The sequence below is a fragment of the Novipirellula rosea genome, assembly GCF_039541335.1.
In the GTDB taxonomy this organism is placed as follows: Bacteria; Planctomycetota; Planctomycetia; order Pirellulales; family Pirellulaceae; genus Novipirellula; species Novipirellula rosea.
The window spans coordinates 179,300-205,515 of the sequence record NZ_BAABGA010000010.1 but is presented as its reverse complement, the minus strand read 5'-3'; the positions used below and the strand labels follow the sequence as shown (position 1 = coordinate 205,515).

At 55.8% G+C, this 26,216-nt stretch carries 31 protein-coding genes; 12 read left to right on the top strand and 19 right to left on the bottom strand.

Translation table 11 applies throughout. The annotated features are described in order from the left end of the window. Positions 1-96: 96 nt before the first annotated feature. Complete coding sequence (locus tag ABD971_RS04405; RefSeq protein ID WP_345319783.1) at positions 97-528, top strand: hypothetical protein; 432 nt, start codon at positions 97-99, stop codon at positions 526-528. 647 nt (positions 529-1,175) lie between these two features. On the opposite strand, the gene ABD971_RS04400 is transcribed toward ABD971_RS04405, so the two are convergent. Further along, on the bottom strand, positions 1,176-2,303 hold the full coding sequence (locus ABD971_RS04400) for an IS91 family transposase (RefSeq protein WP_345319781.1): 1,128 nt from the start codon (positions 2,301-2,303) through the stop codon (positions 1,176-1,178). Between the two features lie 3 nt (positions 2,304-2,306). Further along, positions 2,307-3,215 carry a site-specific integrase gene (locus ABD971_RS04395; RefSeq protein WP_345319779.1) on the bottom strand — a complete coding sequence of 303 codons (909 nt, stop codon included), beginning with the start codon at positions 3,213-3,215 and terminating at the stop codon, positions 2,307-2,309. A 291-nt stretch (positions 3,216-3,506) separates the two neighbouring features. On the opposite strand from ABD971_RS04395, the gene ABD971_RS04390 reads away from it, so the two are divergent. The 8 genes from ABD971_RS04390 to ABD971_RS04355 all read left to right on the top strand — a co-directional run bounded on the left by ABD971_RS04390 (position 3,507) and on the right by ABD971_RS04355 (position 9,459). Further along, the gene (locus ABD971_RS04390; RefSeq protein ID WP_345319777.1) at positions 3,507-3,863 is read left to right on the top strand and encodes a hypothetical protein; all 357 of its coding nucleotides are present in this window, start codon (positions 3,507-3,509) and stop codon (positions 3,861-3,863) included. 166 nt (positions 3,864-4,029) lie between these two features. Then, positions 4,030-4,653 (top strand): hypothetical protein, encoded by a 624-nt coding sequence (locus tag ABD971_RS04385; RefSeq protein WP_345319775.1) that lies wholly within the window; start codon positions 4,030-4,032, stop codon positions 4,651-4,653. A gap of 101 nt (positions 4,654-4,754) precedes the next feature. After that, complete coding sequence (locus ABD971_RS04380) at positions 4,755-5,336, top strand: hypothetical protein (protein ID WP_345319773.1); 582 nt, start codon at positions 4,755-4,757, stop codon at positions 5,334-5,336. A 383-nt stretch (positions 5,337-5,719) separates the two neighbouring features. Further along, positions 5,720-6,409, top strand: a complete 690-nt coding sequence (locus ABD971_RS04375) for a hypothetical protein (protein WP_345319771.1) — start codon at positions 5,720-5,722, stop codon at positions 6,407-6,409. A gap of 167 nt (positions 6,410-6,576) precedes the next feature. Continuing rightward, complete coding sequence (locus ABD971_RS04370; protein WP_345319769.1) at positions 6,577-6,966, top strand: hypothetical protein; 390 nt, start codon at positions 6,577-6,579, stop codon at positions 6,964-6,966. Between the two features lie 7 nt (positions 6,967-6,973). Then, positions 6,974-7,975, top strand: a complete 1,002-nt coding sequence (locus ABD971_RS04365) for a WD40 repeat domain-containing protein (RefSeq protein ID WP_345319767.1) — start codon at positions 6,974-6,976, stop codon at positions 7,973-7,975. A gap of 427 nt (positions 7,976-8,402) precedes the next feature. Beyond that, the gene (locus tag ABD971_RS04360) at positions 8,403-8,846 is read left to right on the top strand and encodes a hypothetical protein (protein ID WP_345319765.1); all 444 of its coding nucleotides are present in this window, start codon (positions 8,403-8,405) and stop codon (positions 8,844-8,846) included. 94 nt (positions 8,847-8,940) lie between these two features. Then, on the top strand, positions 8,941-9,459 hold the full coding sequence (locus ABD971_RS04355; RefSeq protein WP_345319763.1) for a hypothetical protein: 519 nt from the start codon (positions 8,941-8,943) through the stop codon (positions 9,457-9,459). Between the two features lie 108 nt (positions 9,460-9,567). Here ABD971_RS04355 and ABD971_RS04350 read toward each other — a convergent pair whose 3' ends face one another. The 6 genes from ABD971_RS04350 to ABD971_RS04325 are packed head-to-tail and all read right to left on the bottom strand — an operon-like array spanning position 9,568 to position 14,904. Next, positions 9,568-10,371, bottom strand: a complete 804-nt coding sequence (locus ABD971_RS04350; RefSeq protein ID WP_345319761.1) for a radical SAM protein — start codon at positions 10,369-10,371, stop codon at positions 9,568-9,570. Further along, positions 10,368-11,081, bottom strand: coding sequence for a glycosyltransferase family 2 protein (locus ABD971_RS04345; protein ID WP_345319759.1), 714 nt, complete (start codon positions 11,079-11,081; stop codon positions 10,368-10,370). Before ABD971_RS04345 ends, ABD971_RS04350 begins: the two co-directional genes overlap by 4 nt. Next, positions 11,074-11,814, bottom strand: a complete 741-nt coding sequence (locus ABD971_RS04340) for a glycosyltransferase family 2 protein (protein ID WP_345319757.1) — start codon at positions 11,812-11,814, stop codon at positions 11,074-11,076. The genes ABD971_RS04345 and ABD971_RS04340 overlap by 8 nt, the downstream gene beginning before the upstream one ends. Beyond that, positions 11,801-12,940, bottom strand: coding sequence for a hypothetical protein (locus ABD971_RS04335; protein WP_345319755.1), 1,140 nt, complete (start codon positions 12,938-12,940; stop codon positions 11,801-11,803). The genes ABD971_RS04340 and ABD971_RS04335 overlap by 14 nt, the downstream gene beginning before the upstream one ends. Positions 12,941-12,980: 40 nt before the next feature. After that, positions 12,981-14,366 (bottom strand): sulfotransferase, encoded by a 1,386-nt coding sequence (locus tag ABD971_RS04330; RefSeq protein ID WP_345319753.1) that lies wholly within the window; start codon positions 14,364-14,366, stop codon positions 12,981-12,983. Then, positions 14,344-14,904, bottom strand: coding sequence for a hypothetical protein (locus tag ABD971_RS04325; RefSeq protein ID WP_345319751.1), 561 nt, complete (start codon positions 14,902-14,904; stop codon positions 14,344-14,346). The genes ABD971_RS04330 and ABD971_RS04325 overlap by 23 nt, the downstream gene beginning before the upstream one ends. Positions 14,905-15,132: 228 nt before the next feature. On the opposite strand from ABD971_RS04325, the gene ABD971_RS04320 reads away from it, so the two are divergent. The 3 genes from ABD971_RS04320 to ABD971_RS04310 all read left to right on the top strand — a co-directional run bounded on the left by ABD971_RS04320 (position 15,133) and on the right by ABD971_RS04310 (position 17,076). Further along, the gene (locus tag ABD971_RS04320; RefSeq protein ID WP_345319749.1) at positions 15,133-15,567 is read left to right on the top strand and encodes a hypothetical protein; all 435 of its coding nucleotides are present in this window, start codon (positions 15,133-15,135) and stop codon (positions 15,565-15,567) included. A 69-nt stretch (positions 15,568-15,636) separates the two neighbouring features. Next, complete coding sequence (locus ABD971_RS04315) at positions 15,637-16,026, top strand: hypothetical protein (RefSeq protein WP_345319747.1); 390 nt, start codon at positions 15,637-15,639, stop codon at positions 16,024-16,026. A 648-nt stretch (positions 16,027-16,674) separates the two neighbouring features. After that, positions 16,675-17,076: a hypothetical protein gene (locus ABD971_RS04310; RefSeq protein WP_345319745.1), complete on the top strand. Its 402-nt coding sequence runs from the start codon at positions 16,675-16,677 to the stop codon at positions 17,074-17,076. On the opposite strand, the gene ABD971_RS04305 is transcribed toward ABD971_RS04310, so the two are convergent. The 11 genes from ABD971_RS04305 to ABD971_RS04255 form a co-directional block, all read right to left on the bottom strand. Beyond that, on the bottom strand, positions 17,022-17,813 hold the full coding sequence (locus ABD971_RS04305) for a hypothetical protein (protein ID WP_345319744.1): 792 nt from the start codon (positions 17,811-17,813) through the stop codon (positions 17,022-17,024). The two genes, ABD971_RS04310 and ABD971_RS04305, sit on opposite strands and share 55 nt — an antisense overlap. Further along, on the bottom strand, positions 17,813-20,956 hold the full coding sequence (locus ABD971_RS04300) for a phage tail tape measure protein (protein ID WP_345319742.1): 3,144 nt from the start codon (positions 20,954-20,956) through the stop codon (positions 17,813-17,815). Before ABD971_RS04300 ends, ABD971_RS04305 begins: the two co-directional genes overlap by 1 nt. Before the next feature lie 235 nt (positions 20,957-21,191). Beyond that, on the bottom strand, positions 21,192-21,707 hold the full coding sequence (locus tag ABD971_RS04295) for a hypothetical protein (protein WP_345319740.1): 516 nt from the start codon (positions 21,705-21,707) through the stop codon (positions 21,192-21,194). Between the two features lie 422 nt (positions 21,708-22,129). Next, a complete protein-coding gene (locus ABD971_RS04290; RefSeq protein WP_345319738.1) occupies positions 22,130-22,546 on the bottom strand; it encodes a phage tail tube protein in 417 nt (138 codons plus the stop codon). 17 nt (positions 22,547-22,563) lie between these two features. Next, positions 22,564-23,121, bottom strand: coding sequence for a hypothetical protein (locus tag ABD971_RS04285; protein ID WP_345319736.1), 558 nt, complete (start codon positions 23,119-23,121; stop codon positions 22,564-22,566). Further along, the gene (locus tag ABD971_RS04280) at positions 23,118-23,564 is read right to left on the bottom strand and encodes a hypothetical protein (RefSeq protein WP_345319735.1); all 447 of its coding nucleotides are present in this window, start codon (positions 23,562-23,564) and stop codon (positions 23,118-23,120) included. The genes ABD971_RS04285 and ABD971_RS04280 overlap by 4 nt, the downstream gene beginning before the upstream one ends. Continuing rightward, on the bottom strand, positions 23,561-23,932 hold the full coding sequence (locus ABD971_RS04275) for a hypothetical protein (RefSeq protein ID WP_486348643.1): 372 nt from the start codon (positions 23,930-23,932) through the stop codon (positions 23,561-23,563). The genes ABD971_RS04280 and ABD971_RS04275 overlap by 4 nt, the downstream gene beginning before the upstream one ends. A gap of 5 nt (positions 23,933-23,937) precedes the next feature. Beyond that, positions 23,938-24,231, bottom strand: a complete 294-nt coding sequence (locus ABD971_RS04270; protein ID WP_345319731.1) for a hypothetical protein — start codon at positions 24,229-24,231, stop codon at positions 23,938-23,940. Between the two features lie 5 nt (positions 24,232-24,236). After that, positions 24,237-25,250, bottom strand: coding sequence for a hypothetical protein (locus ABD971_RS04265; protein ID WP_345319729.1), 1,014 nt, complete (start codon positions 25,248-25,250; stop codon positions 24,237-24,239). Next, positions 25,247-25,852 carry a hypothetical protein gene (locus ABD971_RS04260; protein WP_345319728.1) on the bottom strand — a complete coding sequence of 202 codons (606 nt, stop codon included), beginning with the start codon at positions 25,850-25,852 and terminating at the stop codon, positions 25,247-25,249. The genes ABD971_RS04265 and ABD971_RS04260 overlap by 4 nt, the downstream gene beginning before the upstream one ends. 29 nt (positions 25,853-25,881) lie before the next feature. Next, entirely contained in the window at positions 25,882-26,208 is a 327-nt protein-coding gene (locus ABD971_RS04255; protein WP_345319726.1) for a DUF2190 family protein, read from the bottom strand. Positions 26,209-26,216: the final 8 nt, after the last annotated feature.

Genomic DNA, 26,216 nt, shown 5'->3' with positions numbered 1-26,216 from the left:
CGGGCTTGCGAGGTTTCACGAATGGACAATCAACTTTCCCGGCCCGCTGATCGCCGCCGTTCCCCGACTGAAACATAGACAACACGCTGACGATCGTTGACCTCTAACTCGAACCCCAATCCGTACCATCCGCCGACACCGGTCGCTTCGACTCACAATCGCATTTCTCGATTTATCGAATTGGTACGTCGTTTTCCTTGGACAACCTCCTCGCGTTTCTCGCGTGGTGAACTGGTCATCGTTGACGGCATCGCGTTCTATCTCGATCCCGACGACTCATCCATCGCGTTTGCCGCGTCGCCGTCTGCGACCAACACGAATGAACGTATGAACTTGATCATCTCGGAGACAATTCGCGTACTTCCGACACTTCTTACTGACTCGCCAAGCTTGACTCGGATACTTCGCGGTCGCAGACTAGTTGTTCGGATGCTTAACGAATACTCTGGTTCGTCGAATGCCGTGGTTCGCGAAGAAGTGCTCGCCTGGGATATCCTCAATGCTATCATCGACGGCGATAGAGAATAGACGGGGAACCATCAGTTGCAACGGAGCGGCGGTGGTCGCCGCTTTGGCTATGGCTGAGTCGTTCGCCGCCGCCCGCTGAACCGCACCGTTATCGCAACTAGCGGCGTGACCTGCGCTGATTTGCGATTTATGCCATCGCTGCCGTAACAAGCAGAATCCGCGGTTGTGATCGTGCAACATCTTGTATTCGCAGTCCGTTACACTAGCCTCACTGGTCGATCCCAACGGTTGCCTGCTTGACGGGCCACCCACGGGGCGGAACGCCACTGCAACCATGCTCGATTTATGCTTGCTGCGATCTGCGATAACAATTAAGGCTTTGACATCGCGGAGCGAGGCACGAGCGGAGCCGATGTTCAAGGCCTTGGTTCAAGAAGGCCGGTGGAACGCTTTGAAGATTCAGCGATCACCCAGAGAATTTACGAAGGGTTTTGCTTTCTTGTCGCGTGACCGCAGGACTGATGATGGTGGCGGAGATGGCCTGGGGTGCCACGTTGCAGCCAGCGACTGGGCCGCTTTGTGCGTTTCCTGATTGTCTGCCAGTGCGGCGGTGGGCCTCGTTTTTCGCGATCTGCGCAGACCGTCTGCGACCGCACTCCTGGTGACGCTTCATTTTTGACGGTTCGAACGATCGTAAGCTGCATCGTTTAGCTCGCCTTTTCCAGCGGTGGTCCGCGACTATAGATCACCCGGTGGTTTCGATCAGTGATCTTGATGACCGACAACGGACCACCGCAGTCCGTGCAGCGGCTCGTTGGTGGAGAGTGACTTTTCTTACGAGCTAACATTGCCAGCGTGAACGTCCAGCCCAAGAACAACCAGACCATCCAGCGGACTTCCTCGATACGGATCCGATGGTTGGGACTCATCCAGCCGTAGTAGCGAACTTTCTGAAAGCCGCGCGGCAGCACGTGCTGCAAGAACCCCACCGTGAAATCAAGACCGCTGACCGTCCGCCGCTTGCATTGCTTTGTGCCCGAAGGCGTGTAGCGATAAGTGACGGAGTCTTCGGTGCACGACACGATTCGGTTGTCGCTGATCGCGACGCGGTAAACGTATGGAGCCAAGTACTTCAGCACCGCTTGGCCGTTACCCACCGGTTTGATGTCAACATTCCACTTCTTTCGCCACACTTTCGGATCGACCTGATCAAGCAGCTCAAGTTCTTCCAGTCGCGTTTTGAACTTCTCTTTGTAAACGCGACAGGCCGTACCGTGATGCATGAAAAAGTTTTCCGCAGTCGCTTGCCAACAGCCTTCGGTTTCGTTGACTCCGCCACCGGGGACAACGAAGTGCACGTGCGGATGGTAGACCATGGGATCGCGTCCCCAAGTGTGCAGGACGCCGAAGAAGCCGAGTTGGCACCCGGCGAGCGAACGCATGGCACCCGCCACGTCACGAATCGTGTCACTACCGCAGTCGAAGATGGCGGTGTAGCCTTCGCGACGATGGCCGCGCAGCAGCGAACGCAGTTCCTCGGGAACCGTAAAAGTGACCAGGAAGTGATGCACCGGCAACAGTCGTTCCGACTGCTTGGCGAGCCAACTCTGCGTCTTGTGCTTCTGGCAGTTGGGGCAGTGACGATTGCCACACGAGCGACCGATGAGGTGTTTCGCTTGACACTTCTCGCATTCGATCAGGACACGGCCCAACGCGCCAGTGCGGCAGCGGGTGATCGCATCCAGGACGATCCGCATGGGAAGCGGCACTCGGTTGCCAAAAGCTTGAAACAGTGCCGGTGCGTGCTGTCGGAGGCAGCTCGCAACGGTGGGCATCGCTTAACGTCTGCGAAAGATCTGTTCGATCGTTTCTCTGGCGTTCGCCTCGGCGGTGTCGGTCAGGTGCAGGTAGATCATCGTAGTCTGCAGGCTGCTATGACCGAGATACTGTTGAATGACCTTTAAAGAGACGCCTGCTTCGAGCAGATGCGTGGCATAAGAATGTCTTAGCGTGTGGATACTGACACGCTTGGTAAACTTCAGCTCCACCGCGATCTTGCCCATCGCCTTTTGCAAAGTCGAAGTCTGGATCGGGGTGTTGGCCGTAGACGATTGTTTGTGATTACGCCCCTCGGCGGGGAAGAGGAACCGTGGATGTTGATGAGTCACCCAGTGTTGCCGGAGCCAGTGAAGTGTGGAAGTCGGCAGTGGCACGTAGCGATCTTTGGCGCCTTTGCCTCGATGAATGTGAACCATCATCCGCTGGGAATCAATGTCACCGACTTGCAGGTTGCGAGCTTCCTCAAGCCGCAAGCCCATCGAGTAGGTCGTCCAAAAGAAGGCTGCAATCCGCTCGACTCGGCAGGCGTCGATGATGCGGTGGACCTGTTCGATGGTGAGTACTTCGGGCATCGTTTTGGACCGCTGCAGCTTCATCGTGGCGAGCGTCTGCCAGTTCCGCTTGCAGGTTCGCGAGTAGAAGAACTTGATACCTGAGAAGGCTACACGGATCGACCCGTACGCGAATTGTTTTTCGTTCTTGAGGTACAGAAAGTATCGCCGCAGTTCGGCTTCGGTGATCCGGTTGGGGCGTTTTTCGCAGTAGTCGGCCAGTTGGCGTACGGCTCGCAGGTAGCCGTGCACGGTGCGTTTGCTCATACCGGCAAGCTGCAGGTCGTCGTTCATGTTCTGATAGAGCTTGCCGTCGAAGTAACGAGATGCAGCGGGGAGGTGATCGTAGTTAACCATGGTAGATCCTTGTTGAGAGAGTAAAAAACAACAAGAAAACATGCCAGCGCCCTGAGAATCGGCTAAACTGACGCTCGAGATAAAGCAGCCACACCGCCGCGACAGCGGCTTACTTGAACCAAGCGATGAACGCGGAGTGGCCGACAGCGCGTTTGCAAATGGATGATCAACCGCGGCCACCCGGTTATCGCCGCCGTTCGCCGACAGATCACCAACCGAAATCGCTGTTTCACATTTCGTCGACTAGCTGTATCTTGCGACTCATCACTGAAACCCAAACTGGAGATTGCGATGCGTTCGTTTAGCGTACTTTCTGTTCTTGGAATTGGTCTTTTGTGTTGTGTCGCTCTGGCGCAGGATAAATCACACGAGGTCTCAGCGGCGGATGATGTTGCCGCTGCACAAAACACCAAGGTCTACCCAGTGACTTACCGACTGGAAGACCTTCCCGTCTGGTCAAAGGATGGTCACTATGATCCCAACCTTATGATCATGCTGATTCATTCTTCGATCTCGCCCAAGAGCTGGGAGGCACTGGGCGGGCCTTCCACAATGGCTCCTTACGCGCAGAACTTTTCGCTCGTCGTCTCCACGACAAGCGACAATCACGACGCACTCAGTGCTTTATTAAAGCAGCTGCGACGTTAGCCGCTGGTTTCGCTCAGGCTGCATGAAAGCGACTTCAGAACGCCTCGGCAAACGCAAGAATGCGGCGAACCATGAGATTCACCGAAGTACGGCATCCGGTTTTTTGCAAATGGCGATCACCTTGGCCGTACTCGGTGATCTCGGCCGTTATCCACGTGAGATACCCATGCTCTTGCGACTTCTCCTCTTTCTTTGTGTGGCTGCCTGTTCGACAGGCGGTGCTGCATTCGCCCAATTGGATGTTCGCGTCCAACTAATCCTCCAATCCGATATTGAGGCTCCTGACGGCGATTGGAAACGGTTGGAGAACTTCGATATTGTGATCACGATTGTGAATGGCACATCAACAGCTGCGGACGTCCCCAAGACCTACTCGCCAAATCGCATTCGTTTGTGTGCTTCCGGATCGAACGGAACTCATTGGCCTCTCCACCTCGGTTCGAGACAGGAAACGGGAATGTTTGGAGGCGACAAAGCGACTGTGGCACTTGGTGAAGAGACGGTCACGGTCGCTCCGGGGAAGAAATACGAAGTTTTGCGAGTGAGCGCCAAGGAGACTTTGATCTCCCCTGGAAATATCTACGCGGAAACACCACTTGAAGAATTCGCTAAACGACGTTGGGTATGGAACTGGGGAGCTCGTCCGGGACCAGATTACTCGCCTTTTGAAAGTCGAAAGGGTGATGGCCGCTCTGAGCATGCCGTTTTGTGGTGCGAGCTAGACGTTAAGGGGCGAACAATTCGCTCCGTACCGCAGATTGTCAACGCGACGCATTACAACCCTGGATAACCATGCCATCCACCGGAGTGGCGGTGCCCAGCGTTTTGTGAAAGAAAAGTCAACTCCCGCCACCCGGTGATGGCGGTCGTTCGTCGACCTGAGGTAACGACTTGGACTTTGATCGCGCACTTCGTTCCGACTCGATCCGAGCCCAAGCGTACGCAGCGCTTTTCCTTGCCGCAGAGGGCGAGTCAGGATCGCCTTACATTGCCCAGCTTCTTTCGCGATGCAAGGCAATCGATCTGAACGTCAGTGAACTATCGAACTTTGAACAGCGCCTGGTCTCGCACGGCGCCATGTCGTTAAGCACGATTGTAAATGCCTCGGGATACGATGATGCCAACGCGTTGCACGCCAGCATTCTTGAATGGCTGCTTTCGCTTCCCACGTGTCGTCACATTCAAATCGCGGGAACGTCGATCCACGCACTCTCGCTCTTGAGTGTCCCGCCGCAAGAAACACGCACACGGCTTGAAGAGCTGATCGGGTCAGCTAGACGCCCAGATGATTATCCCTTGGTTACTTGCCGTGGCACTGCTTTTCGATGTTTAGCCGAGATCGATCGCCAATTCGTTGAACCATTCCTGGACACGCCGGCCTGCGCCGACCATATTACGTTGCTCACACGGTGGCTAGAAAACGCTCCTGGCGATCCTAACCTGATTGAAGAGCTAAACTGGTTGACGAGGTAGTAAACGACGAACCAAGGCATGGACACGGGAGTGGCGGTGGTCATCGTGTTCCGAAATCAAGGTCAACTCCCGCCACCCCGTGATGGCGGACGTTCTGTCTCCAGGCGTTCAATCGAATCTTACGACATATGATCACGTTTGTATTGTGGCGCCGCATCATCTTCACATTGGCACTCTTGTTGACCGGCGCCATCACGATCGCGTGCATCCAGACTATATATCAGCAACGACCTTCTCTTCGACCACTCGGTTACGTCCTTTGGGGGTTTGATTCGCTTGGTCTTATTCTCGCATTCTGGGTAGCTGGGCGTATTCGATCGTGGCGATCGTGGTCAACTTGGGGCCGTTTGATGATGTACTTTGTGGCGTTCGGATACGGAGGCATGCTTTTTGACGCGACCCAGGATTGGTGGACAAGCACGGTGCCTGCATTTCAGCTGCCCGGCTTGGCTTATAAATCGTACGGCCGACCCTTGATTACCATTCTGCCAGTGCTCTACACCGTGTTGTTGTTTCTGCCTTTGTTTCGCGTATTTCGCTGGAAACTTGACGAAGGTGTCAGCCTATCTTCGACTAATCCTATCTCGATCCTGGACCTGTTGTCGTGGACTGCGCTAGCCGCAGTTATTTTCGTATGGATTCGATTCCTCAACTCAGAGTTTGCCCCTCGGACTGGCTACAGTTCTTCGACACTTTCTCAAAACTTCAAAGAACAGACGATCTATTTGTTGCTCTCACTAATTCCAGCCGCCGTATTGTTTACTCAACTCATTGCATGGCGCCGCCATTGGCTTCTTGCCATTGGTGTCCTTCTCGCTGGCTGGGCGGTCGACTCTCTTGCAACTGGATTCGTGGCACAGGGTATTCGTACACTTACGGGAACTTCGTTTGGTGTCCTCTCTGGCGATTCGTTGGATCGTTGGTGCTATATTGGAGGGCGATCGTTGTTGGGATTTAGCTTTGGCGGCCTCGCTTTATTTTTCGGGATCACGTTTCGGCGTTTTCAGCAGGAAGCGACGACAGAACAATGCGATGGACGCGAAGTCGCCGACAGCGCGTTTTCAGGTGGATGATCGATCACGGCGACTCGGTCATCGCCACCGTTACCCGACTGAGACACCTTTAAACTTACGACGACGCAATGCCTTGGGTTTGTCCTTCCTGCAATTCTGCAACTGAACTCGGCGTCAATATCTGTTCAAATTGCCGGAAGCCGCGACCTGGGTCGTACGGAGGCGATATGGTAACCGCGAGCGCGATTCCGAAACGTCGACGCATCAACGGAATTGCGATAGAATCCATCCTCGATTTTGCTGCACTCATGGTGCTGTTTCTCGGCGTGGCTGCATCTACCTGGATGATCATGTCGAGCGGACTCTACTCCGCCGCACTAACAACCTTCGGTGCCTTTCTAAACTGGTTACTGTTCCGGTCGCTCGCTGAGATCATCCGTCTTCTAAAACGAAACGGTGGACTTGATTACGCAGGACGTGTGTCCGGTTCGTATTTCGATGATATTCTATCGTGTGGTAATTGCGGCGCTATGTTACGCTCGGACGCGTTTTGCGACGGTTGCGGTGCACGGCTAATCAAGCCGGACGCGGACAACCCGAACGACGACGACGGGTAACCATTCCATGCCCCGGAGGACGGGTGGTACGGTTTTTCGTTTGCTTGCAAGTCTTTCGCCCGTCCCCGGTGATGTCTACCGTTATTTGGCAACGCATATGGATGAGACACGGAAACCATTTCGGCACGTCGCGACATCATTCGATGGCTCTGCCGTTGCCTTCGGCGCATCCAAGGGTGTCGTTCACATCTTTGATCTCGCGACCGGCGCTCGGGTTTCCAGATTTGACTCCGACCTTGATTTTGGTGGGTCGCGACTTGCGATAGATCCCAACGGCGTTTTCTGCGCGATTGCGTCGTACAACAGCAACAACCTAACGCTCACCGACATGCAAGGTGAGCAACTGTGGCAAAGAACTGACGTTGACGAGGTTCAAAAGGTTAGATTCTCGCTCGATGGCAACACTTTACTCTGCTCTCATCATCGCGGAATTATCTCGCAATTGGACGTTCAGACTGGTGAAACGCTTCGTTTTAATTGGTTTAAGAAGGTTCTTTACGGCGCAAAGGATCTTGTCGAGAGCCCATACGACGAATACCTCGTAATTGACAGTGTTGAACGAGACATCCGAATCACAGACCGACGACTCAAACATGTTGCTACGGTGAAGCGAAAGTCGTTTGCGGTTATTGACTACGCGTTTTCGCCTGAATTTATGTGCATCTCCGAAAGTGGAGGGCCGGTGACGTGTTATCATGTCGAAACCGGGAAGGAAGTCTGGGAACTAAGCTTCCCGGATGGTGTCCACGCATTGGATGTGGGCTACAACGAAGATTCCAAACACTTTTTGGCGATATCATGGCCCTACGAGAAGGGTGGGCCGTTCACACTGCTGGCTATTGCTCGCCACAATGGAAACATCGTTACTGAAACCCGACTGCCCGATGCGGTTGATTTCGGATTTGTCAATCGCGGCACGCGGCTAGTTCTCACAACTGGCGAAATCATTTGCACAACGAAAGGTGAGCATCTTGGAGCACTAGACGACTCCCCCGGATCTGCCAAATAACCATCGCGTGAACGTGCGGACTGGCAAGGTCTTGAAGACTAGCGGGTGTGAAGGATCGCCTGAGTAACTGTTAGCCACAGGCTCAGTATCGAGTATTGCAGCCAACCTATAAGCATCATGAGCTGAAGTGGTTGGTTGAAGCGTAAACAGAGAGGTAGTGAGGGTGAAAGGTATTGGCTGACTGCCGGATGCGTTAACGGCGTCAGTCCGGTTCTGAGAGGGTTCGGTGATCAATTGGACACGGATCAAATACCGTGGCACCACAAGGAGAAATTTGTGGCAAACCGTGAATACAAAGCGTATTCTAACAGCCGAGCGACTCCGTTCTACTTGTCCGAAGGACGGCTTGCGTGTTTACTCGACTGGAATCTCAATCGCCCGTCCTCGGTGACGGGGACCGTTATCCGACTGAACAATAGGATAAAGTTTGCAATTCTCGCTTCGTACAATCATGATCGGCGTTGCTCTAGCAGCGCTCGCAGTCGCCGTTGTGACGCGGTCTCTTGGCCGTATGGAAATTGACGGCTATACGAATTCAACACGCGTCTCATTTGTTGACGCGGAGACCGCCGCGCTTGCGTCTACACTACAATTTGCATTGGATTTTGACGACTTGATTGTTGATGTCGAGATTCTTGATCCGATTGGTCCACCATCTGACCGTAAATCGACGCGAATTGCGCTGCACATGACTGGAGTGACCGATAGATCGCTGAGCGACATGAAGCCGATCTTTCCATTCACTTTGACCGAACTAAAGGACCGAATCGAAAAGGAGCTGGATCAACGTCTTGGATCAGTCGCCGAAGCTGAAGTGACTAAGGTTGTCTTGTCTTACGATGTTCCCGCCGGATCCGATCGCGGCGGATAACCAGAGAATTGCACTTGAGCGGCGGTGGTAAGGTGTTTTCAAGTGGGTGATCAACTCCCGCCGCCCAATAAATTCCAACGTTCTCTGACTGAAGATGCTTGAGATGGAAATGGTCAGCCGCATCGCCAATATCGTAATTCCACCATCTGCCGTTGCGCTGAGTTCCTCACGCAAATTGCACCCTGCGCTCGGTCCTCCGATAGAATTACCGAACGACTACCTCGAATTTCTACAGGTTTTCGGAACTGGATGCTTTTCAGACTCGCGTTTCAAGCTTTGCGTGTTAAACATCACTCATCGTCCAAGCATTTCTTTCACCGCAGAAACGCTCTTTAGTGCCGCACGAGATTATGGCCATCACATTCTCGGGCAAACCTACGAAGCGTATCCAAGTGCCCCCGGGATACTCCCTTGGGGATGCGACGACCAAGGACTCAGTCTAAACTGGCTCGTTGATGGACCACCTGGTACATGGAAGACCGTTGTTGGTCGGATAGACTACGTTGTCTACGACTACGGCATGGCTCAGTTGATCCACAATTGCGTGTCAGGGTCGATCCCGTTTTATTCGGATGGGATTTTCGGCCCGGACATTGCCTTCACTTCCTGCTGATTCACAACGGCGGATAACCACCGCATTCACACGAAGCACGGCATAAGAGGAGGAGAATCTAAGGCGGTTGGAGAGATCGCCTTACTTCTCGTTGATCTTACTACGTCGTCAGATCTTTCCACTCTGGGTTGGATCTCGATGTTTGAACGGCACACGATTGCTTGGGCACAGTCCACATTGCGGGATCGCTTTCGCCTCGACGAACGTTTGCAGTTCCTCATCACTGGCCGATGCAGGGCATGCCTTGTAGTCGCGGAAAAGTTGCCACGCGGGGATGGTTTCGAGTTTTAGTCGTTGTTGCATAAGGGCAAAGTAGGCCAACGCGGGACATTTCCACAAGCGTTCACGAAACAACTGTGTGCAAGTTTTCTGCATGCAGACGCGGTAGGCGGACTCGAGATTTGAATCGAAAGGCATCGGCTTGCCGTCTTCGACTCGATACTGCCGCATCCAGCCACGATGTGACTGGCGGATCTTGATTCGGATTGCGGGATAGTCGGCTCGCCATTGCCACACTGTTCTTTTTACCGCGTTGAAACGATCCATATACGGCTGACGCGTGCCATGCTGGCTGACTTCGAGACGGCAATTGGTGTCCACCAACGTCGCAGGCAAATCGGGATGACGATCGAAGAAAAAGCCGTTCGTAACGAGCATCAAGTTGGAATCGGGCCAACACTCGCGGGCCAAACGCAAGTGCTCGATCAAATGCGGGTTCAAGAGCGGCTCGCCGCCGAGCAGGGCGCAACGGCGAGGCCGAACGCGATGCGACCACGGTGAATACTCGCGGCGAGCATCCGCCGGTGTCGGCAATTTTCCTGCGAGACGAAAATTGCTGTAGTGGCTACACTGCTGACACGACAGATTGCAACCGTGTGCGAGGTGGTATTCCAATGCTGGTATGTCAATCATCGCCAAATCACTTTCTCTAATCCGTGTTTCCTAAGTGCTGCTTTGAGGAACTGTGGCCGCCGCCGAATGTATCCTGGCGGATCGACGTGCTCGTGGCGAAACGAATGATTGATATCACAGGCAACGTTGACGCCGGCAATCTTGCATCGCCAGAAGAAATCCCAATGCTCTTCGACCTTGAGCGATTCATCCCACCGGATCGCTTGCAGGATGTCGCGATAGGCGACGAAACAGTTGCCGACATAGTGGCACCAACGAATCGAGCCGCGCTGTCGGTAATAGCCGCGAGGGATCCGTAGCGTCTTTCCATCGACTCGCATTAACTTCGGGCGTTCTTGCTGATTCGATAGAGCGGCGAGCAGGTCGAGGTCATGATGCTTGTTTAGCGTTTTGACCAGGTCAACCAGTTTTGTTTGTTCGGTGACCAGATGGTCGTCGTCAGCGAAGACCACGATCGGAGTTTCGCCGGCATCGAGAAGGCGGTTGCGCCCTGCGGAAAGTCCGATGTCGTATTTCGTCTCGATGATACGATCGACCATTGCCGCTTCAGTGGGACAATTGGTCGAGAATCGCAATTCGGGTTTGCCATCATCGAGTACGTGAATCGCGGGGCGATCCTCAGCGCAGTGCTGGTGAATGCTGCGAACAAGGGCGGCACAGCACTGGGGACGATGAATCGTTTTGATGCAAAAAGTAACTTGATCACGCACGGACAATCTGGCCTCCGGGATAACGCATCGAATGGAATCCGTGCTTACGAAGTCCCATCGAGCGGAACTTTGAACGTCCGCGGAGGGGACGGTAAGCGTCACTCGTCACGTGGGCGTGGCGAATGAAACAATCGCCAGAGACCGCCACCTGTAGCTGAGCCAGCTTTGCACGGTAAAAGAACTCCCAGTGCTCGTACGTCTTCAGCTCTTCGTCCCACCGAAGGGACCGGATCGTTTCGGTGCGAGCGAGAAACGCATTGGAGGACATGTGACACCAAGCGACGTGGCCGTTTCGCCGGATTTCGCCGCGATGCATCCAAATTCGCTGACTGTTCATCAACGGCGATAGCATCGTCGGCCGACCGCCGGATCCTTGCCGGACACCCAGAAGGTCAACGTCAAAGTTATCGAAGCGTTCGATTAGTTTGTCGAGATACAGGTTCGGCGTCACAACGTGGTCGTCGTCCAGCAGGAACAAGTATTCGGACTTCACTGCATCGACGACGGTATTGCGGCCGACACCCACACCGACGTCGTGCTGGTCCAGGTTGATCACGGTGCAGCGTTTTGCGGTTTCAGGGTACTTGCCGCTGAACCTTGTCTCGGGCAGGCCGTCGTCCACGACAATGATGTTGGGACTCTCGATATGCTGATGAAGCGATTCAACCAGCCGGTGACAAGACCATGGGCGATGGATCGTCTTGATGCAAAAGGTGATCTCACTGAGTTTCATTCGGCGATTCCTCCGGTAGTATCCTGGCGAGGCTTCCGGCTAGGAACTGTTTTCGAAGTTCGCCGTAGCGTGACCGATGCGCGTCGTGAAGAATGGTCGGCGTTCTGGATGCCCAGTGGCGACAGGCGGGGACTCTGGCGCGTCCATCGACCAGCACGAGGTCGGGCGTCCGATCAGTTGCGGCGTGGATGTAGTCTTCAAATTGCCCTGGTTCGGCCGGTCCAAACTTGGGACATGGCCAGGCTGGCGGTGCGAAGAGGACCTCCACGTTGGGCGGAAACGGTGTGACGCGTGCGAGCCACTTGGAGTTGTGCTCAACGGTAGTTACTTTCGCCACTCGATCAGCCAACCAAAATGTTGAGTGTCCGCAGCCATACTCTAGGACGTGAAAGTGTGGCTGAAGAAGTGATTCCAAAGCCGCAATTTCGTCGGCCTCCATCCACGGATGAGGGTCAACGTACGGCAGTTTGACGGGGTGATAGATCGTCGCGCCCAACCCAATCGGCCGAAACGGCATCCAGGTGACACGATGTAAACTCGGAATACTGACGGGAGTTATCCCACAGCGGGCCGCTAGCGTTGCAAACCGCAATTCGCCGGTTACCTCGCCGAGCCCCATCAGATCCTCGGTATAGAGCATGGCAATCTGGTTGAGCACCGCATGCGATACCATGATGCAAGAGAAGGGAACCATGCCCGTTGCTAGTGGTCGCAAGTCAGCCGGGATGTGCGGTCGCTGGCGGCGAAACCACTCTGGCTCTCGATGGGACAAACGGATGGACGGCGCCGCGAGTGGAAACTGTGTCACGGGTAATAGCAGATCGTCGATGGACTGGTTGACCAGGGTATCCCACTCGACAATGAAGTATCGATCTGCGGATACGCGACGATTGCGAAACCAATCGATCAGAAGCAAGTCCGTTGATTTCGCTTTGAGTTTCGGACGCTGTTCGACTTGGGCTCGCCAAAGCGAATGCGAGAAGTCGGCGATGGACTCCCCGGTTGCAAGTGGCGTTGCGGAGGAGACGGCGACGGTCGGACCGGACGAGAAACGCTGGAGTCTCGCAAAGTGATCGCGGGTCACCGGATCATCGTCGTGATGTAGGAATACAGAGCAAGTAATCACGCGTTTTGGTTTCTCAAATTGTTGGGCAACGCCTTGGAGCTCAGCCGAACTTCCGCAGTTCAGGATTGACGTGGTCGATGGCCGAGGCGATCTCCTCGTCGGTTGGCTGGATGCCAAGGAATTCGATCAAATTGCGAATGACTTCTTCGGGATGTGTGGTCAACTCGGCGAACTCGATGCGGAAGACGTCGATCTCGGGATGCTTTTCCAGGAATGCATCACGGTGCAGCATCAGGCTGCGTTGGAGACGCTCGCATTGCTCATCATTGGCAGCAAACCATTGGCCTCGATGTTTTTCGGATCGGTTTTGCAGGCTTCGAATAGACGCCGCGATGTCACGCTCGACGCTGATGACCTTCAGTGAACCCCCGAGGCCAGCATGAAGATGCTCGACAAACCGGCACAGATGCGGGTATTTACCGCCGGCCACTGTCTTGTCGCGATTTGCTTCCGCTTTGCGGGTGACAATCCATGACTTCAGCTGTTGTGTCAGCTGCTCATCCGACATCGTGGGATCGACGGCGGGAAATCGCATCGCCTTTTCACAAAGCTGGGCCAATCCGACGGCTTCGCCACCGCCGGTCGCTTCATAACCGCCGAGCTGGTTGCCCATATGGACGCCAAGATGATGCATAACCATGGCGACACAGGATGTCCCCGAGCGATGGGGACCGAGCACCGCGAAGAAAGGGGCGTCCGAATGGTCGGCGTTGCGGGCGTCGTTGAAGAAGCGTGTCTGTTCCCACTTGCGACCGCAGATATTGGACTTGGTCGGTAGTTGCCCGACGAGCCAGCGGTCGGGGGCGTAGACCGAAATCGACTCTTTGTCGACGTTCTTGCCTTGCACAAGTGATTGGTAGCGGCGCTGGGTCAATCGCCCAAGATGATGATCGATGTGGTGTTTTGAGTGCCAATCGCTCCAGTGGAGATGTCGGTACAAAACTTTCATGTTTTCACGACCACGAACCATAAACGCATGAGTTCGGTTAACGTTGTACGGCCGGTAAACGTGCTCGCTGATTTTGTGCGGCGGGTGTTTACCCGCATAAAGATGCTGGCCACCGAGATACGCGAGTCCCCAATCGGCAGGCAACTCGGTGACGTAGGCTTTGAGTTGTTGAGCGAAGCCTTCGCAGAACCCGGCGTCGTCTTCGAAGACTACGTACGAATCGATACGCTCGATCAGGCATTTTTCGAGGATCAATGCGTGCGAACGGTAACAACCCCACGCTCCGTTTCCGGCACGCCACTGGGGCGGCGTCGCGACGCGACGTCCGTCGATCGCCGTAAAACGCTCGGGATGAGGAAACGGCCAAGGATCGGGAAGTTGCTCCATCCACTCTTTGAGCCGATCCTCGCGCCGATCGAGGTTCATCAGAAAGCATCGCTCGACGATCGGCCGATCAATCGCGATCCTCGTTGTCATTCGGCTCGGGTGCTCCGTCGGGGAATTTGCGTAGGAACTTTCGGACGGCAGTTTGAACGAGTGACTTGGCGATGATGCGAGTGAACCTTCCATGGGGCATTCCTCTCAATTGAGCTTCTTCGAGTAACCAGTCGGCGATCGTGTCGATGTTTCGCAGGCAGCCTTCGGCGCCCCAGTCGTTCATCGTGTCGACTCGCGTTTCGCAGTTGCACGTTTCGCTCGGCTTTGCGAACCATGCAAGCATGTTTTTCAGTTCGTTTCCCGGACCGGGCCGGTAATCGGTGATCCTCAGCGTTGCAGGCGAGACATCGCCCTCCGGCAGATAGCTGCCGAGCATTGTTTGCAATTGCGAGATGTTTTTGCGGCGGCGTTTGCGATTGACCAACGCCATGCCGATCGTGACCACGTTAATCGCTCGTGGATTGCTTTCGTTCTGGCACGCGTTGCAAGCCGCTGGCGAAGTTTTGACTTGGCATTCGGCCAGGCTGGTGGCAACCGAGCACACGTTGTCGCCGGATAGGTGAGGACAATGGATCATGCGGTCATCTCCGTCACCTGGCCGTCGTAACTTCCTGTGCTTGAGGGCGGTTCACCGGGATCGTCACAGTCGCTTTCGAGTAATTCCCATCCGCAGGACCAAACCCAAGTGCTGTAACACGGTTCGCTGCTGCCGCTGCTGTCATGGGAAGGTTCCTCGATGGAGTGACTTTGGCTGGGGCGATCGCTGTCGGAACCGTCGGATTCTGAGTCGCTTGTCGATCGTGAAGTGGATAACGAGCCAGAGCCGCTGGATGATGCCGGCACGCTGGTGGACGCATTACTATCGGAACCGGAAGTACTGCCGAGATACGATCGTGATTCGCTGATGGAATCGTGCCGTGAGCCAGAGCTCTCATCGACACTCGGTTCACTATTGGAATCGCTGTCCGATCTGCTGGTTGATCGTGACACAGAAGCGGACTCGGAATGCGATTCTGAGTCGCTCGTATCTGATCCACTGAGGCTGCTTGCCGACACATCCCAACTGTGCGATGGCGAGCTTTCGGAGCGAGAGTCCGAGTCGCTCTTCGATTCGCTATGCGAAACGCTTGAGACGGAACCGATCGACTCACTCGCCGACGATTCCCCGCCGGACGATTCGCTTGTCGATTTCGACGTCGAACTACTGAGCGACAGCGTGCTGCCGGAATTGCTAGAGTGACTACTGACGCTGCTCGATGATTCGGAGTGGCTCGATGACGACCCGGATGATGAGGACGAGATCTCCGAGTTGCTAAAAGATGCGGAATTGCCGGATGACGAACTGCTGTCCGACACCGAGGGTGATGATGAGGACGAAACGCTACTTAGAGAGGAGCTGCCACTCGATGAGTTGGAATCTGAACTTGATGATGCATTGCTAGAATGTGACGACGAACTGCTGGGACTCGACGACGTACTTGATGAGCTCGATCCGCTGATGCTCGAACTATCTGACGAACTGCTGCTAGCCCCACTGCTCGACGATGAGGATGACGAGCTACTGCTGCTAGACGAGACACTCGATGAATGCGATTCCGATGAGCTAGACGAAGACGATCCGCTCGAAGAAGAATTGCTCGACGATGACGAACTGGACGAACTGCTGCCGTCGCAACAGCGACATCCGATAGTCAGGTAGCTGCTGGTGTCTTCATGGAAGTGACAGATAATCTGTTGACTTGCAAGTAACGCGTAGTCGCAGACATTGTAGACCGACACACGCGGTCCAAGTGGTATCCAGCGAGTCCCATCGAATCGCAGCTCTCGGGCAACACCCCAAGACTTTGCTTTCATGCGTTTCGTGGGCTTACATAGAAGCGTTTGTTTCGGTGGGTCGATCACCCACGAACGCTGCCCATCGAAGCTTACTTGCAGGTATTGTCTGGGCGAGTCGGCAATCGGCCCGCGGATTCGCTGTGCTGAATGATTCCGAGCGGTAATCCGGACCGTGTTGCCGTCTGGATCAGCGACGGGCTCAACGTCGCCTGCTTCGTCGAGTTGGTAGAGGTCGCAATCGGCACTGCCCGTGCGCATACCTCGGCGTTCCGCGATGCCACCGGCGGGAACTTCGATGAAGTAAACCTGAGCCGCAGACCGGCCAACGCGAACCACCGCCCACTGCTCGCCAAGTTGGCTGGGATCATTTCGCCAGAGGATTTGGGCAGATCCATCCGGTTTGGACTGAAGTGTATCGCCCCCGGATTCACCCACGTCCGCAAACTTGTGCCATGTCTTGACGACGTTGACTCGCGCAGCCACAACGCCATCGAACACGACGCGGCCGACCTTGTCTTCCGCAATCGGTTCGATGGCAACCCCAACGCGACCGGTGTGTTCCTGTTCGTTAGGGATAACGCACTGGATCGTCGCATCGCGAACGAAGCGTGCAAGTTCAGTCGGTCCCACCGTTGGATCGGTCAGTGGCGAATTGAAGCCGACGATGCCGCCAATTGGAATGGTCGCTGCCGACGTGTTATGGACGCGGACAGTCGCTGCGTTTCGCACATGTGTGCGCGGACCGCCACCACCCGGCAACCGGTTGCGATGGGCCGCATCCGCCGCGGCGAGCAAACGGTTGTATTCTGCCGCGGTGATATGGAATGGATCGCCGGGACGGACGCGTCGTGCCATCGTTTACGAAATCCCCAGCACGCCGAAATTACCACCGCGATATACCTGTTCGACGTAGGCGGCCTCTGGAACCTGCAGCACCCGATCACCCACGACTTTCTCGCCGTGTTTGACCCACAAGTAATCCCATCCGTATTTTTCGACGCCGCTGATGTTACCGATCGTCAGGTTCGACTCGTTGGGCCGAGCTGCGAAATGATAGGTGACATCGACCCAGTTGTTTTCATCCTCACCTCCTTCGCCACCTAGGAACAATGCTTCGCCGGCAGCGAAAATCGACCAAGGCGACGAGTTGGTTCGCCCGGTCATCGAGACCATCGCCAATAGATACGCCGTCGAGACGTACTCGAACTTTTTGCGTACCGAGAACTCGAATGCCGGCACGGTAATGTCGACACCGGCAACGCCCGAATCACTGACGCCGATCGCTCCGTGGTAGATGGGAGCAACGGCACCCGGCGCCGCGTAGACGCCTCGCGTTTGCAAGGATTGGTTCAGGTGGGTCGTCGCACCAGTAGTGCTGAACGAAACAGGATCCAGTTTCGTTTGATTCAGCGTGATACTGACCAGGGCGTGCCTCGCGTTGATGTATTCCGCATCGATCTGCAGATACGGAACTAGGTCATGGTGGTTAGCATCGTAATAGGAAAAGGCTGCGTCGGCTGCGGCAGTCGGGTCAACGTCGCCGTCGTTGGTGGCAACGTAGGCGGCAAAGTCCGAGTGTGACTTGCCTCGCGACGCTTTCTCGGAAAGAGCCGCAGTGTCGAAGTTGTAACCTCCCGAAGTGAAACTCATTAGCTGAACACCAAGCCTCCCGACTGGGAGCGTTCGACGAGTCGCCGCGTGTTTTCGGCGGTCGCGATGATTGCTCGCTTCATATCGTCAGTGATGCCGTCGCCTGAGGAGGCGGGCAATCGCAGCGATGCGGTTGTGCCCGATAACGCTGCGTCGAATTCGCTTAGCGACTGACGCACCAAAGCGAGAGCTTCGTTAACAGCAGCGATATCCAGCATTGGCTGTTCGATTGCCAATTCAGGCATTTCGGGCTTAACCGGCTCGGGGACTTCCGCGGGGACCGCGGCATCGGCCTTGTCAGGAAGCTCCAATTTAGGAGCGACGATGACTTCACCAGCGTCCTCGACTGGCTCCAACCGGAGCTGCTCAAGTTTTCGGGCGCCACTTCCGAGCCCCAGTCCGAGCGTCTCAAAATCGCCGGCCGCAGCGGTCTGTGCTGGATCGGTCTCTGGACCTGACGAGAAACGATCCAGCGAATCCTTGGCATCACGATCAAGGCCGAGTTTTAAGTCCTTGGGTTTCGGAGGCTGAAGTTCAGGGTCATCGATACCGGGCAAATCGACTTTGTGAATATCGACTACGCCGGGTTCGGGCATCTTCGGCGGAGCCGCCAGTGGTTGCGGAGGGACAGCATCATCGGACTTAGATTCAGCATCCGACGGCGCCGTTGCACTGTTGGCTCGATTCACCGCGGCATCGAACTCGGCCTGGGCGGTTTTAATTTGATCGTCGCGATCGTTGCGGCGAGTTTCCGCAGTGGGACGCCCTGCTTCTCGTGCCGCTTTCGATTCGGCTCGCATTTGGTCGAGCGTACTTTGCGCGCCCGTGGTCGCGTCGTCGATGATCTGTTGACGCTTTGTATGCGCAGCGTCGTTGCCGCGAAATTGTTGCTCCCTGGATTGGTCGACAACGGCGTTCTTTGCATCGGTCTCTGCGTCGATCGCCCGCATGTCGGCGTCGATGTTCTGACCTTCGCGAGCTTTCCTGCGTGCAGCGAGCTGGTCGGCGATGCCTTTCTGCATCTCAACGCGATTCGCTTCGATTTGATGCTTACGTTTCGATCGACGTTGTTGCCGTTGGATAATCGCTTGTTGACGCTGTTGATCTTCGGCCGCATCGGCAGCGCGGGTGTCAGCATCGATCTTTGCCATTTCAACATCGACGTTGATGTCATCGTCGAACAGTGCCTTCAGCTTGATCCAGGCTTTCTTCAGAAATCCCACGGTGGAGTTCCACATTGATTTCACCTGACCAACAAACACGGTCCAGGTGTCGGCCAAGTAGTCGACGGTTTCTACCCAGGCTTTTTCGACGCCGGCAAGAGCGTTGATCAGCACGCCTCCAATCTGGACTGCAACATCGCCCGCGATGTCAACGAGTTCGTGTAGTTTAAGAAATCCCTTCTTGAGGAAGCCAATCGTGTTGTTCCAGCCTTTCTGAACGGCGGAGGTGAGGATCGTCCATCCATCGGCCATGAATCCAAGCGTGTCGTTCCAAACGCCGGCGAGACCCGATAACGCACCGATCAAAACATCGCCAATGGCATACGCCGAGTCTGCCCAGACATCGGAGATGTACTGGGTGAATTCGGCCCACTTGGCTTTCAGGAAAGTGGTGCCTTTAATCCACTGCAGTTTCAGGTAGGACCATAGCACATCGGCCGCCGCGGTGATGTCGCCGGCGGCTAGCGCGTTAGCGATTGCACCGAAGGCGGCAAGCGTATCCGCTTTGAGGACTTCGAAGACGCTGCCGAGATACTCGATCGCTTGGCCAGCGATGCCGGTCGAATAGAGAAAGTAGGCACCGAGGGCTGCGACCGCGGCAACAACTAGGCCGAGTGGCGTGAATAACATGCCGACTGCCGAGACAATGACGCCGATGGCGCCCCCGATAAAAGAAAAGATCGTGGCGAGTCCACCGACAGCAAACGAGGCAGCAGCAGCAAACGAACCGAGGACGAATAGTGCCGCACCGATAGTAAAAATTGCCACAGCACTTGCCGCGGCAATCTTGACGATCTTCTGGTTCTTGTTGATCCACTCGATGACGCCGGACGCCGCGCGGCTGAACGCTTTGACCATGCTGGTGACGCTGCCTTCTAGCGACTCGCCGATTGCGATGGCGACGCCTTCGATAGAGGATTTTAGAATGCGGAATGCTCCGCCCAGGCCGCCTTCCATCTCCTCGGATGTTTTGGCAGCGATCCCCCGTGCGTTTTGCAGTTCCTGGTAGAGCTTGCGGGTGTCGGCCACCGACTTGCCGATCGAACTGGCCGCGGTGATGCCGAGCAGTCCGAAGACTTCGTTGAGTTTCTCGGCCTTCTCCGCCGTGCCCATGTTTTCGGTCGCTGCGGCAACTTCCCCGAGGATGTCGACCAACGAACGGGCGTTGCCCTTGGCATCTTTGGTGGTGACACCGAATGTGGTTTTAAACTTCTCAGATTCGGCGGCACTGATGGTGAGCAGCCGGCGCATGGCGTTACCGGCCGACGAACCCTGGATGCCCATGTTGCCGAGCGTGCCGAGGATTGCCAGCGTCTCTTCGAGACTCATGTTGGCGTCCGCAGCGACCGGGCCGGCGTACGACAAAGCTTCGCCGAGTGACTCCACAGTGTTGAACGACTTGTTGGCTGCGGCGGTCAGTCGGTCGGCGACGCGAGTGGCATCACCGGCTTCCATACTGAACTGGCGAATCGTTGCCGCCATGATGCCGGATGCCTGTGTCGCATCGGTGCCCGTCGCTCGAGCCATGTTCATCACGGCGGCAGTCATGCGTTCGATCTGCTCCGGCTTGAAACCGGCGCGACCGAGCTCCGTCATCAGCGATGCTACTTCGCTGGCCGAGTAGCTAGTCGTGGCTCCCAGCTTCTTGGCGGTATTGCGGAGCGACTCCAGCTGCGTTTCGGTCGCCTGGGTGATTGCAGCGACACCTCGCATGGCATCGTCGAAGTTCGAGAAGATCGCGACGCTACCGGCCAGAGGGGCTGCGGCGGCGGTGCCCAAACCCATCAACTTCGTGCCGAGCAATCGTGTTGATTGGCCGAACGATTGCAGTCGCTTCTGAGCTGATCGCAGACCTTTGACGAACGCTGCATCCTTGGTCAGCAGTTCGACGTAGGCGGCTCCGGCTCGGACTTGGGACATGAATCAGAAGGTCCAAGAGAGACAATGGACGGGTGAAACGCTGCCCCCGAGAGACTGGCGACCTGGCGAACGGTAGCTCGCGCCGGAACGGGCTTGGTCGCCGTGTAGGGGTTGAAATCGTCGGGCTTGAACGGCTTGCGACGACGGCGGCGATCGCGGTTGATTTCGGCGGTCAGTGCCATGACACTCGATGCGATGTTCCAATCGTGCCGGCGTCGAGCGTCAGCCATTTGCATTAGCTGGCGGAGGGTGAGTGGTCCGGGGTCGACTCCGACAACTCCGGCGAGTTCGACGACGATCCGTTCAACGTCGGCACCCCGAGTTTCCGTTCGAGGTCGCTGAGAATCGTGTCCACCAACTTCGGATCGTCCAGTCTGCGTTCGATCGCTTCCAATCCCCGAGTCTCGATCAGACGCTGTTTGTCGGCCGCCTTCCGCAGAAGACGGCGACGCGACTCCGGGAAGTAAGCAACTAAAGCGTCGACGACCGCTTTGCAGGCTTCGTCGATCGCATCGCCGGCCAGCCCTTCCGCAAATGCTTCATCGTCGACGTCTTGTTGGTCCGCTTGCGGTTTGCAGATTGCAAATAGGACGTCGCCTAACAACAGCGGGTCGCTGGAAATCTGTGTGATCAGATCGCCGTCGATGGCGTCCAACAAGCGAACATCGGTGAGTGCTTTCACACGGCGTAACGTGGTGTTGTCGATATCGACGATCCAGACGCGACCGCGGCGGTCAATGAACTTTTGCATGGGACTCCGTTTTCAGGCTAAGAAACGTTACGATGTATGGTGCGAAAGCCTTTCCTCGACACTGCTGCCGAGGCGTTCATCACTGAATCTTCTTGCGAGGCCCTGATTGAATTGAAGTGCAGGCACTGCTCTCAGCGATTTTCGCCAGAAGACGGACAACCTGCTCCAGGCGGTTCCAGTGCGCCAGGTTTTTTCTTTCCATTGACTCTCGCATCAGTCATAGGAACGATTTGGTTCGCCTACGCGTTTCCTGAGATTTGGTGGATCGCTTTGCCAGTGCCATTGTTTATCGGGGGTGCGAATTTACTCGCATGGCACGACTGCAAAGGACCGGGTGTCGGTGGCATCTGCGGGAATCAGTGTCCCAAATGTGGTGCTACCAATACGATGGGGCCATGGTCACTCTAATGCTGGCCGCCATATCAAGCACCGCTACCGACAGGGACGTTGATCCCGTTACCGGATGAGGATTGAGTAGGCTTGAGGGTCACGTCGGCGGAGACCACTTCTTCGAGGTTTTGATTGACGTTAAAGTTCATGACTTCGCAGGTCAGTGTCAGTGAACCGCCGGCGTCACTGATGTCGACGTCGCAGGGCGTGCCACTGCTCCAGAGCGTCTGGAGCATCGAGAACGAGGTGTCGCCATTTTTGTTGAGGACCGTGAACTCGATCGAGGCATCCTTGAGTGTGCCCACGGTGGCTCGCCACCCGTTGTTGTCACGAGTACTCGCATCCGCTTCAGCTTTTTCGAGGTTGACCGTCAAGTCTTTGACGTTCTTGATTTCGGCACCGTCGATGGTGAGCACCGCGTCGAGACCGAGAACTACTTCTGCTGACATATTGACCTTCTCTCGATTTACTTGACGGAATCACGCCAGAATTTGGGTAGACGTGATTGGTTGGCTTGCAGGGCCGGTTTCATGAATGGACGTTGGGGATAACGTCGTGGTTTGTTTGCACCACGGCGTTCGTTTTCTTCCTCAACCAACCGTGTGGCACGATTGGCCTGGGCGGCGGTTTGCAAAAGCGTGCGAACAAACTTTCCGGGTGCTGTCACGCGGATCGGGCCGTGCTGGCCGACTCGGAATCGGTGACGCTTTAGATTGCGTCGCTTTGTGACAACACCGCCGAACTCGTGCAGGTTCCACAGGCGACCAGCGATTTCGTTGACCGGGCCTACTACTGCCTCTTCGCGGTCCCGATTCACCTCGTAGCGAATCACGCGGCGCAGCATGCCGGTCTGCGTGTGCGGTGGCGAACCAGGACTCGACGGCTTCTTCCGTTTTCGGATCGATCGCTTCGCGGTTATCCGAATGGTCGCGGCGGCATGACCAAGCGATCGGAAGTTGGCGGCTTGAACTTTCTTCTGGACTTTCGCTTGATCGAAACGAACCCGCGTCCGAATCTGGATCACTTCGCGAGCTCAAACGTCAACGTCAGCAAACTCGTAAACTGATTGAACTGCGTCCAATGTTCGGTCGAGTACAGCACCGCATTCTCAACCTTCACACAGCGAGCGGCGACGAAAGAATTGAGTCGTTTGAGTCGGAAGTAGTCGGCCAGTTCTTCGACGAAGAACACCAGCGGGTCGATCTCTTTGGCATCGCCCTTGCTGAACTTCTTTTGGATGGCCACATCGATCGTCGCGTGAAACTTGTTGCTGACTCGATCGAGCGGCAAGTATTCGACCTCACGTGGCACCACGGTAACTCGCAGCTCCTTCATGTCTTCGAGATCGAAGTTGGGAACATACAATCGTTGTGCAGCGAGGTTTTTCTTTGAAAACTCGCCGGCATTGATTTCAGCGACGACGCTGTCGGCAATTTGAATGACCGTTGCGGGTGTCGATGTTGTCATGTGATCGTATCAACCAATTTGGTGTGAATGCGAAGTTTGATGCGAAAGGGATCGCTGTAACGCCAGGGCGGATCGTTTCCGATCGACATCAGCTCGTACACGAACGTCGTATCGCCGTCGGTTTCCAAGATGCGATCACCGCGGCGAGGCCATGTACCGATGTCGGACTGCAACAGATCCTTCGTGTTGATCAGAAAGTCACGAACCTGAGCACGGGTGATGATTCCCTCGCCGTCGTCTTGTTCGTATTCCGACTTGCCGATCGTCGCCGATAGCTCAGCGGATAATTCTTCACGCTGATAGACAACGGACCGCGAAGCGTGCTTGGTCAACTTTTCCGCTAACCAAGACTGGCCTCGCTGAAGCATGTCGCTCACGACTTACTACTCGCCCGCGAATTAGTGGGGCGTTTCGACTGCAGCAACGCAGCTGCCTTCTCGCCAAGTTCGTCACGCCACGCTTCATTTGCACGACGTTGATACTCGTCCGAGATCGCCTCGGCTTCTTCGTGCAACTGTTGCTGCCGAAAGTTGAGCTGGCGTGAGAACGGATGAAGCGGACTGTTTCCTCCGCCCAATGGGTTCCCGCCTCCGTCACGTTTCTTTGTCGGCAGCAAAGCCACGGCGAGGAGTACCAGTACGACTACGGTTGCGATTCCTAGAATCATGAGCTTCACATGCCTCGCTTGATGAGAATGAATCCGAGTAGGATGATGGCGACAACGATCAGGGCGAGCGTGGCCAGTTCGCCGGCCCCGGCCCAGATCAAGGCGTTGCGTCCGCCAAGATCGCTGTCAAATAGCCGGTCACGGTCGACGTCGCGGTCTCGGTCGAATGGACGCCAGTTATCGTTTGGTTCAACGGGACAGTATCCGTCGGGACAGTCCTGTGAGGAGAGCTGCAGCGTTGGCGAGATCGCATCGTCCCAAGAATAGCCGCGGGTTTTGAGAGCACCGGTCCGCTGAGCTTGACGGGTCTGTTGATAAAGTTCGTACCCGTGTCGCAGGTCGTCGTAAAGTTCGGCGGCGGTTGAGGGAAGCATCGTGTGTCCCGCCGCATGAACGTGTCCCCCATTTGCGTCCTGGAACAACACCACCGGGAACTGATTGACCGGCACGATCTCTTCGAATCGAGTCCGATAGAGGGCGTTGCCCGACGTGTAGACCTGAAATTCGCAAACTGACTTGAGTCTTGTCAGCTGTTTGTCGCGGTTGAACCAATCCAAAAGCCGCTGACTCTTCGCATCGCTACCAACGAAGAGAGCAATTTGATATTGCTTCCGAGCGGGTACCGGCTTGGAGCCGGATGCAGGAGGTACCACAATCGGCGCCGGCACGGTCAAAGTGGCTGGCGACGAAGTTGGCGTCACATGATACGGACGCACTGTCGGCGCAGTTGGCATTACACGCGATGGTTGGGACGTCGGAAGACAGGGACGACATGGCTGACCAGATTGCTGCTTCAGTTCGCTCTGAGCACCAAGATTGACTCGCGGTGGTTCCGGCAGCTTTTCAATCTGGCCGGTCGGAGGTGCAACCGGTCTGGCCGGAGGCAACTTCCATGAAGATTCTTGCGGTGGTGGCGTCGGGGAATGCAATGCGGTAAACACTGCTGCCAGCAGTACGGCATGGATGACCGCAACGGCGATCAGTCCCACGCTTAGTCGAATTTGAATTTCGTCTTTCACTCGATGACCTCGTAACTTGGATAAGGCAAAGAACTGGCGGGGTCTTCCAAAACGGTCAACGCGAAGCCGCCATAACCCGCCCATAAGCGAACGAACTGTTCACGTGGCGTGAGTTCAAACCGTCCGGGATAGTTGTTGTCGAGAATCGCTGCGTACTGACGCCCGTCTCGGTTGACCCAACCAACGAAGGTGCAGCAGTGAGCTGGCTTCCACCACAGGATTGCCCCTCGCCGAGTTGCCGTAGCCCAGTCAAGAAAACGTGGGTCGGCTTTGACGGTGTAGCTGTAATCGATATCCGCCGCATCAAGTCGACTTCGCAATCGCGAGTCCCACTCGCCATCGCTGTAGGTCGCCCGCCAACGTTCGCCAAGTTCGTACAGGTTCAGCCAGCGAAGGTGATTGACCAGCGACGCATGGACGCAGCTGCCCTGATTCAGACTGCCAGTCCAGTTACGTTGATGAAGCTGCGAGGGCAGATTCGCAACCGGCTGTTCCGCTGGCGGTGCCGGAAGCGGCTTGACTTGCACCGGTCGGTCCGGCAAACATCCTGTGGCAAACAGGAGCAGTCCGGCGGCGATAAATGCACGCAGAAATCCTTTCACGTGGTTTTCCTCTTCAAGATGAACGGGATTTACTGCGTCAGCAGGACGCGAACAATGGAGCTGCCCGGCAGCGCGGGCCGAATCGCTTTGCCAAGCAGCGGATGACCGCCACTCGTCTTGACCACATGCCAGCTGGCGGTGGACCAATAAAGCCGAGTGCCAACGTCGATGTTGGTCGACGGGTCTTTCAGCACGTCAAAAACACCGCGAACAGAAAGTCCCCCGGTCTGACCGGCTGCAACGAAAAATTTGCTGATCCCAACAAGTTCCCCCAGCACAATGATCGAACCAGCGGGCACATCACCCGCGGGGACGAAATCAATGGTCGAACCGTCGTGCAGGAAAGTTGCAGGCATCGCGAGTC

Excerpts from the sequence above, each read along its gene's own strand:
- ABD971_RS04355 (WP_345319763.1), top strand. The coding sequence starts at position 8,941 with ATGCTTGAGATGGAAATGGTCAGCCGCATCGCCAATATCGTAATTCCA.
- ABD971_RS04350 (WP_345319761.1), bottom strand. The coding sequence starts at position 10,371 with ATGATTGACATACCAGCATTGGAATACCACCTCGCACACGGTTGCAAT.
- ABD971_RS04400 (WP_345319781.1), bottom strand. The coding sequence starts at position 2,303 with ATGCCCACCGTTGCGAGCTGCCTCCGACAGCACGCACCGGCACTGTTT.
- ABD971_RS04395 (WP_345319779.1), bottom strand. The coding sequence starts at position 3,215 with ATGGTTAACTACGATCACCTCCCCGCTGCATCTCGTTACTTCGACGGC.
- ABD971_RS04365 (WP_345319767.1), top strand. The coding sequence starts at position 6,974 with ATGCCCCGGAGGACGGGTGGTACGGTTTTTCGTTTGCTTGCAAGTCTT.
- ABD971_RS04280 (WP_345319735.1), bottom strand. The coding sequence starts at position 23,564 with ATGACAACATCGACACCCGCAACGGTCATTCAAATTGCCGACAGCGTC.
- ABD971_RS04375 (WP_345319771.1), top strand. The coding sequence starts at position 5,720 with ATGCTTTTTGACGCGACCCAGGATTGGTGGACAAGCACGGTGCCTGCA.
- ABD971_RS04275 (WP_486348643.1), bottom strand. The coding sequence starts at position 23,932 with ATGCTTCAGCGAGGCCAGTCTTGGTTAGCGGAAAAGTTGACCAAGCAC.
- ABD971_RS04340 (WP_345319757.1), bottom strand. The coding sequence starts at position 11,814 with ATGAAACTCAGTGAGATCACCTTTTGCATCAAGACGATCCATCGCCCA.
- ABD971_RS04255 (WP_345319726.1), bottom strand. The coding sequence starts at position 26,208 with ATGCCTGCAACTTTCCTGCACGACGGTTCGACCATTGATTTCGTCCCC.
- ABD971_RS04385 (WP_345319775.1), top strand. The coding sequence starts at position 4,030 with ATGCTCTTGCGACTTCTCCTCTTTCTTTGTGTGGCTGCCTGTTCGACA.
- ABD971_RS04370 (WP_345319769.1), top strand. The coding sequence starts at position 6,577 with ATGGTAACCGCGAGCGCGATTCCGAAACGTCGACGCATCAACGGAATT.
- ABD971_RS04305 (WP_345319744.1), bottom strand. The coding sequence starts at position 17,813 with ATGAGTTTCACTTCGGGAGGTTACAACTTCGACACTGCGGCTCTTTCC.
- ABD971_RS04325 (WP_345319751.1), bottom strand. The coding sequence starts at position 14,904 with ATGATCCATTGTCCTCACCTATCCGGCGACAACGTGTGCTCGGTTGCC.
- ABD971_RS04390 (WP_345319777.1), top strand. The coding sequence starts at position 3,507 with ATGCGTTCGTTTAGCGTACTTTCTGTTCTTGGAATTGGTCTTTTGTGT.
- ABD971_RS04330 (WP_345319753.1), bottom strand. The coding sequence starts at position 14,366 with ATGACAACGAGGATCGCGATTGATCGGCCGATCGTCGAGCGATGCTTT.
- ABD971_RS04300 (WP_345319742.1), bottom strand. The coding sequence starts at position 20,956 with ATGTCCCAAGTCCGAGCCGGAGCCGCCTACGTCGAACTGCTGACCAAG.
- ABD971_RS04270 (WP_345319731.1), bottom strand. The coding sequence starts at position 24,231 with ATGATTCTAGGAATCGCAACCGTAGTCGTACTGGTACTCCTCGCCGTG.
- ABD971_RS04290 (WP_345319738.1), bottom strand. The coding sequence starts at position 22,546 with ATGTCAGCAGAAGTAGTTCTCGGTCTCGACGCGGTGCTCACCATCGAC.
- ABD971_RS04295 (WP_345319740.1), bottom strand. The coding sequence starts at position 21,707 with ATGCAAAAGTTCATTGACCGCCGCGGTCGCGTCTGGATCGTCGATATC.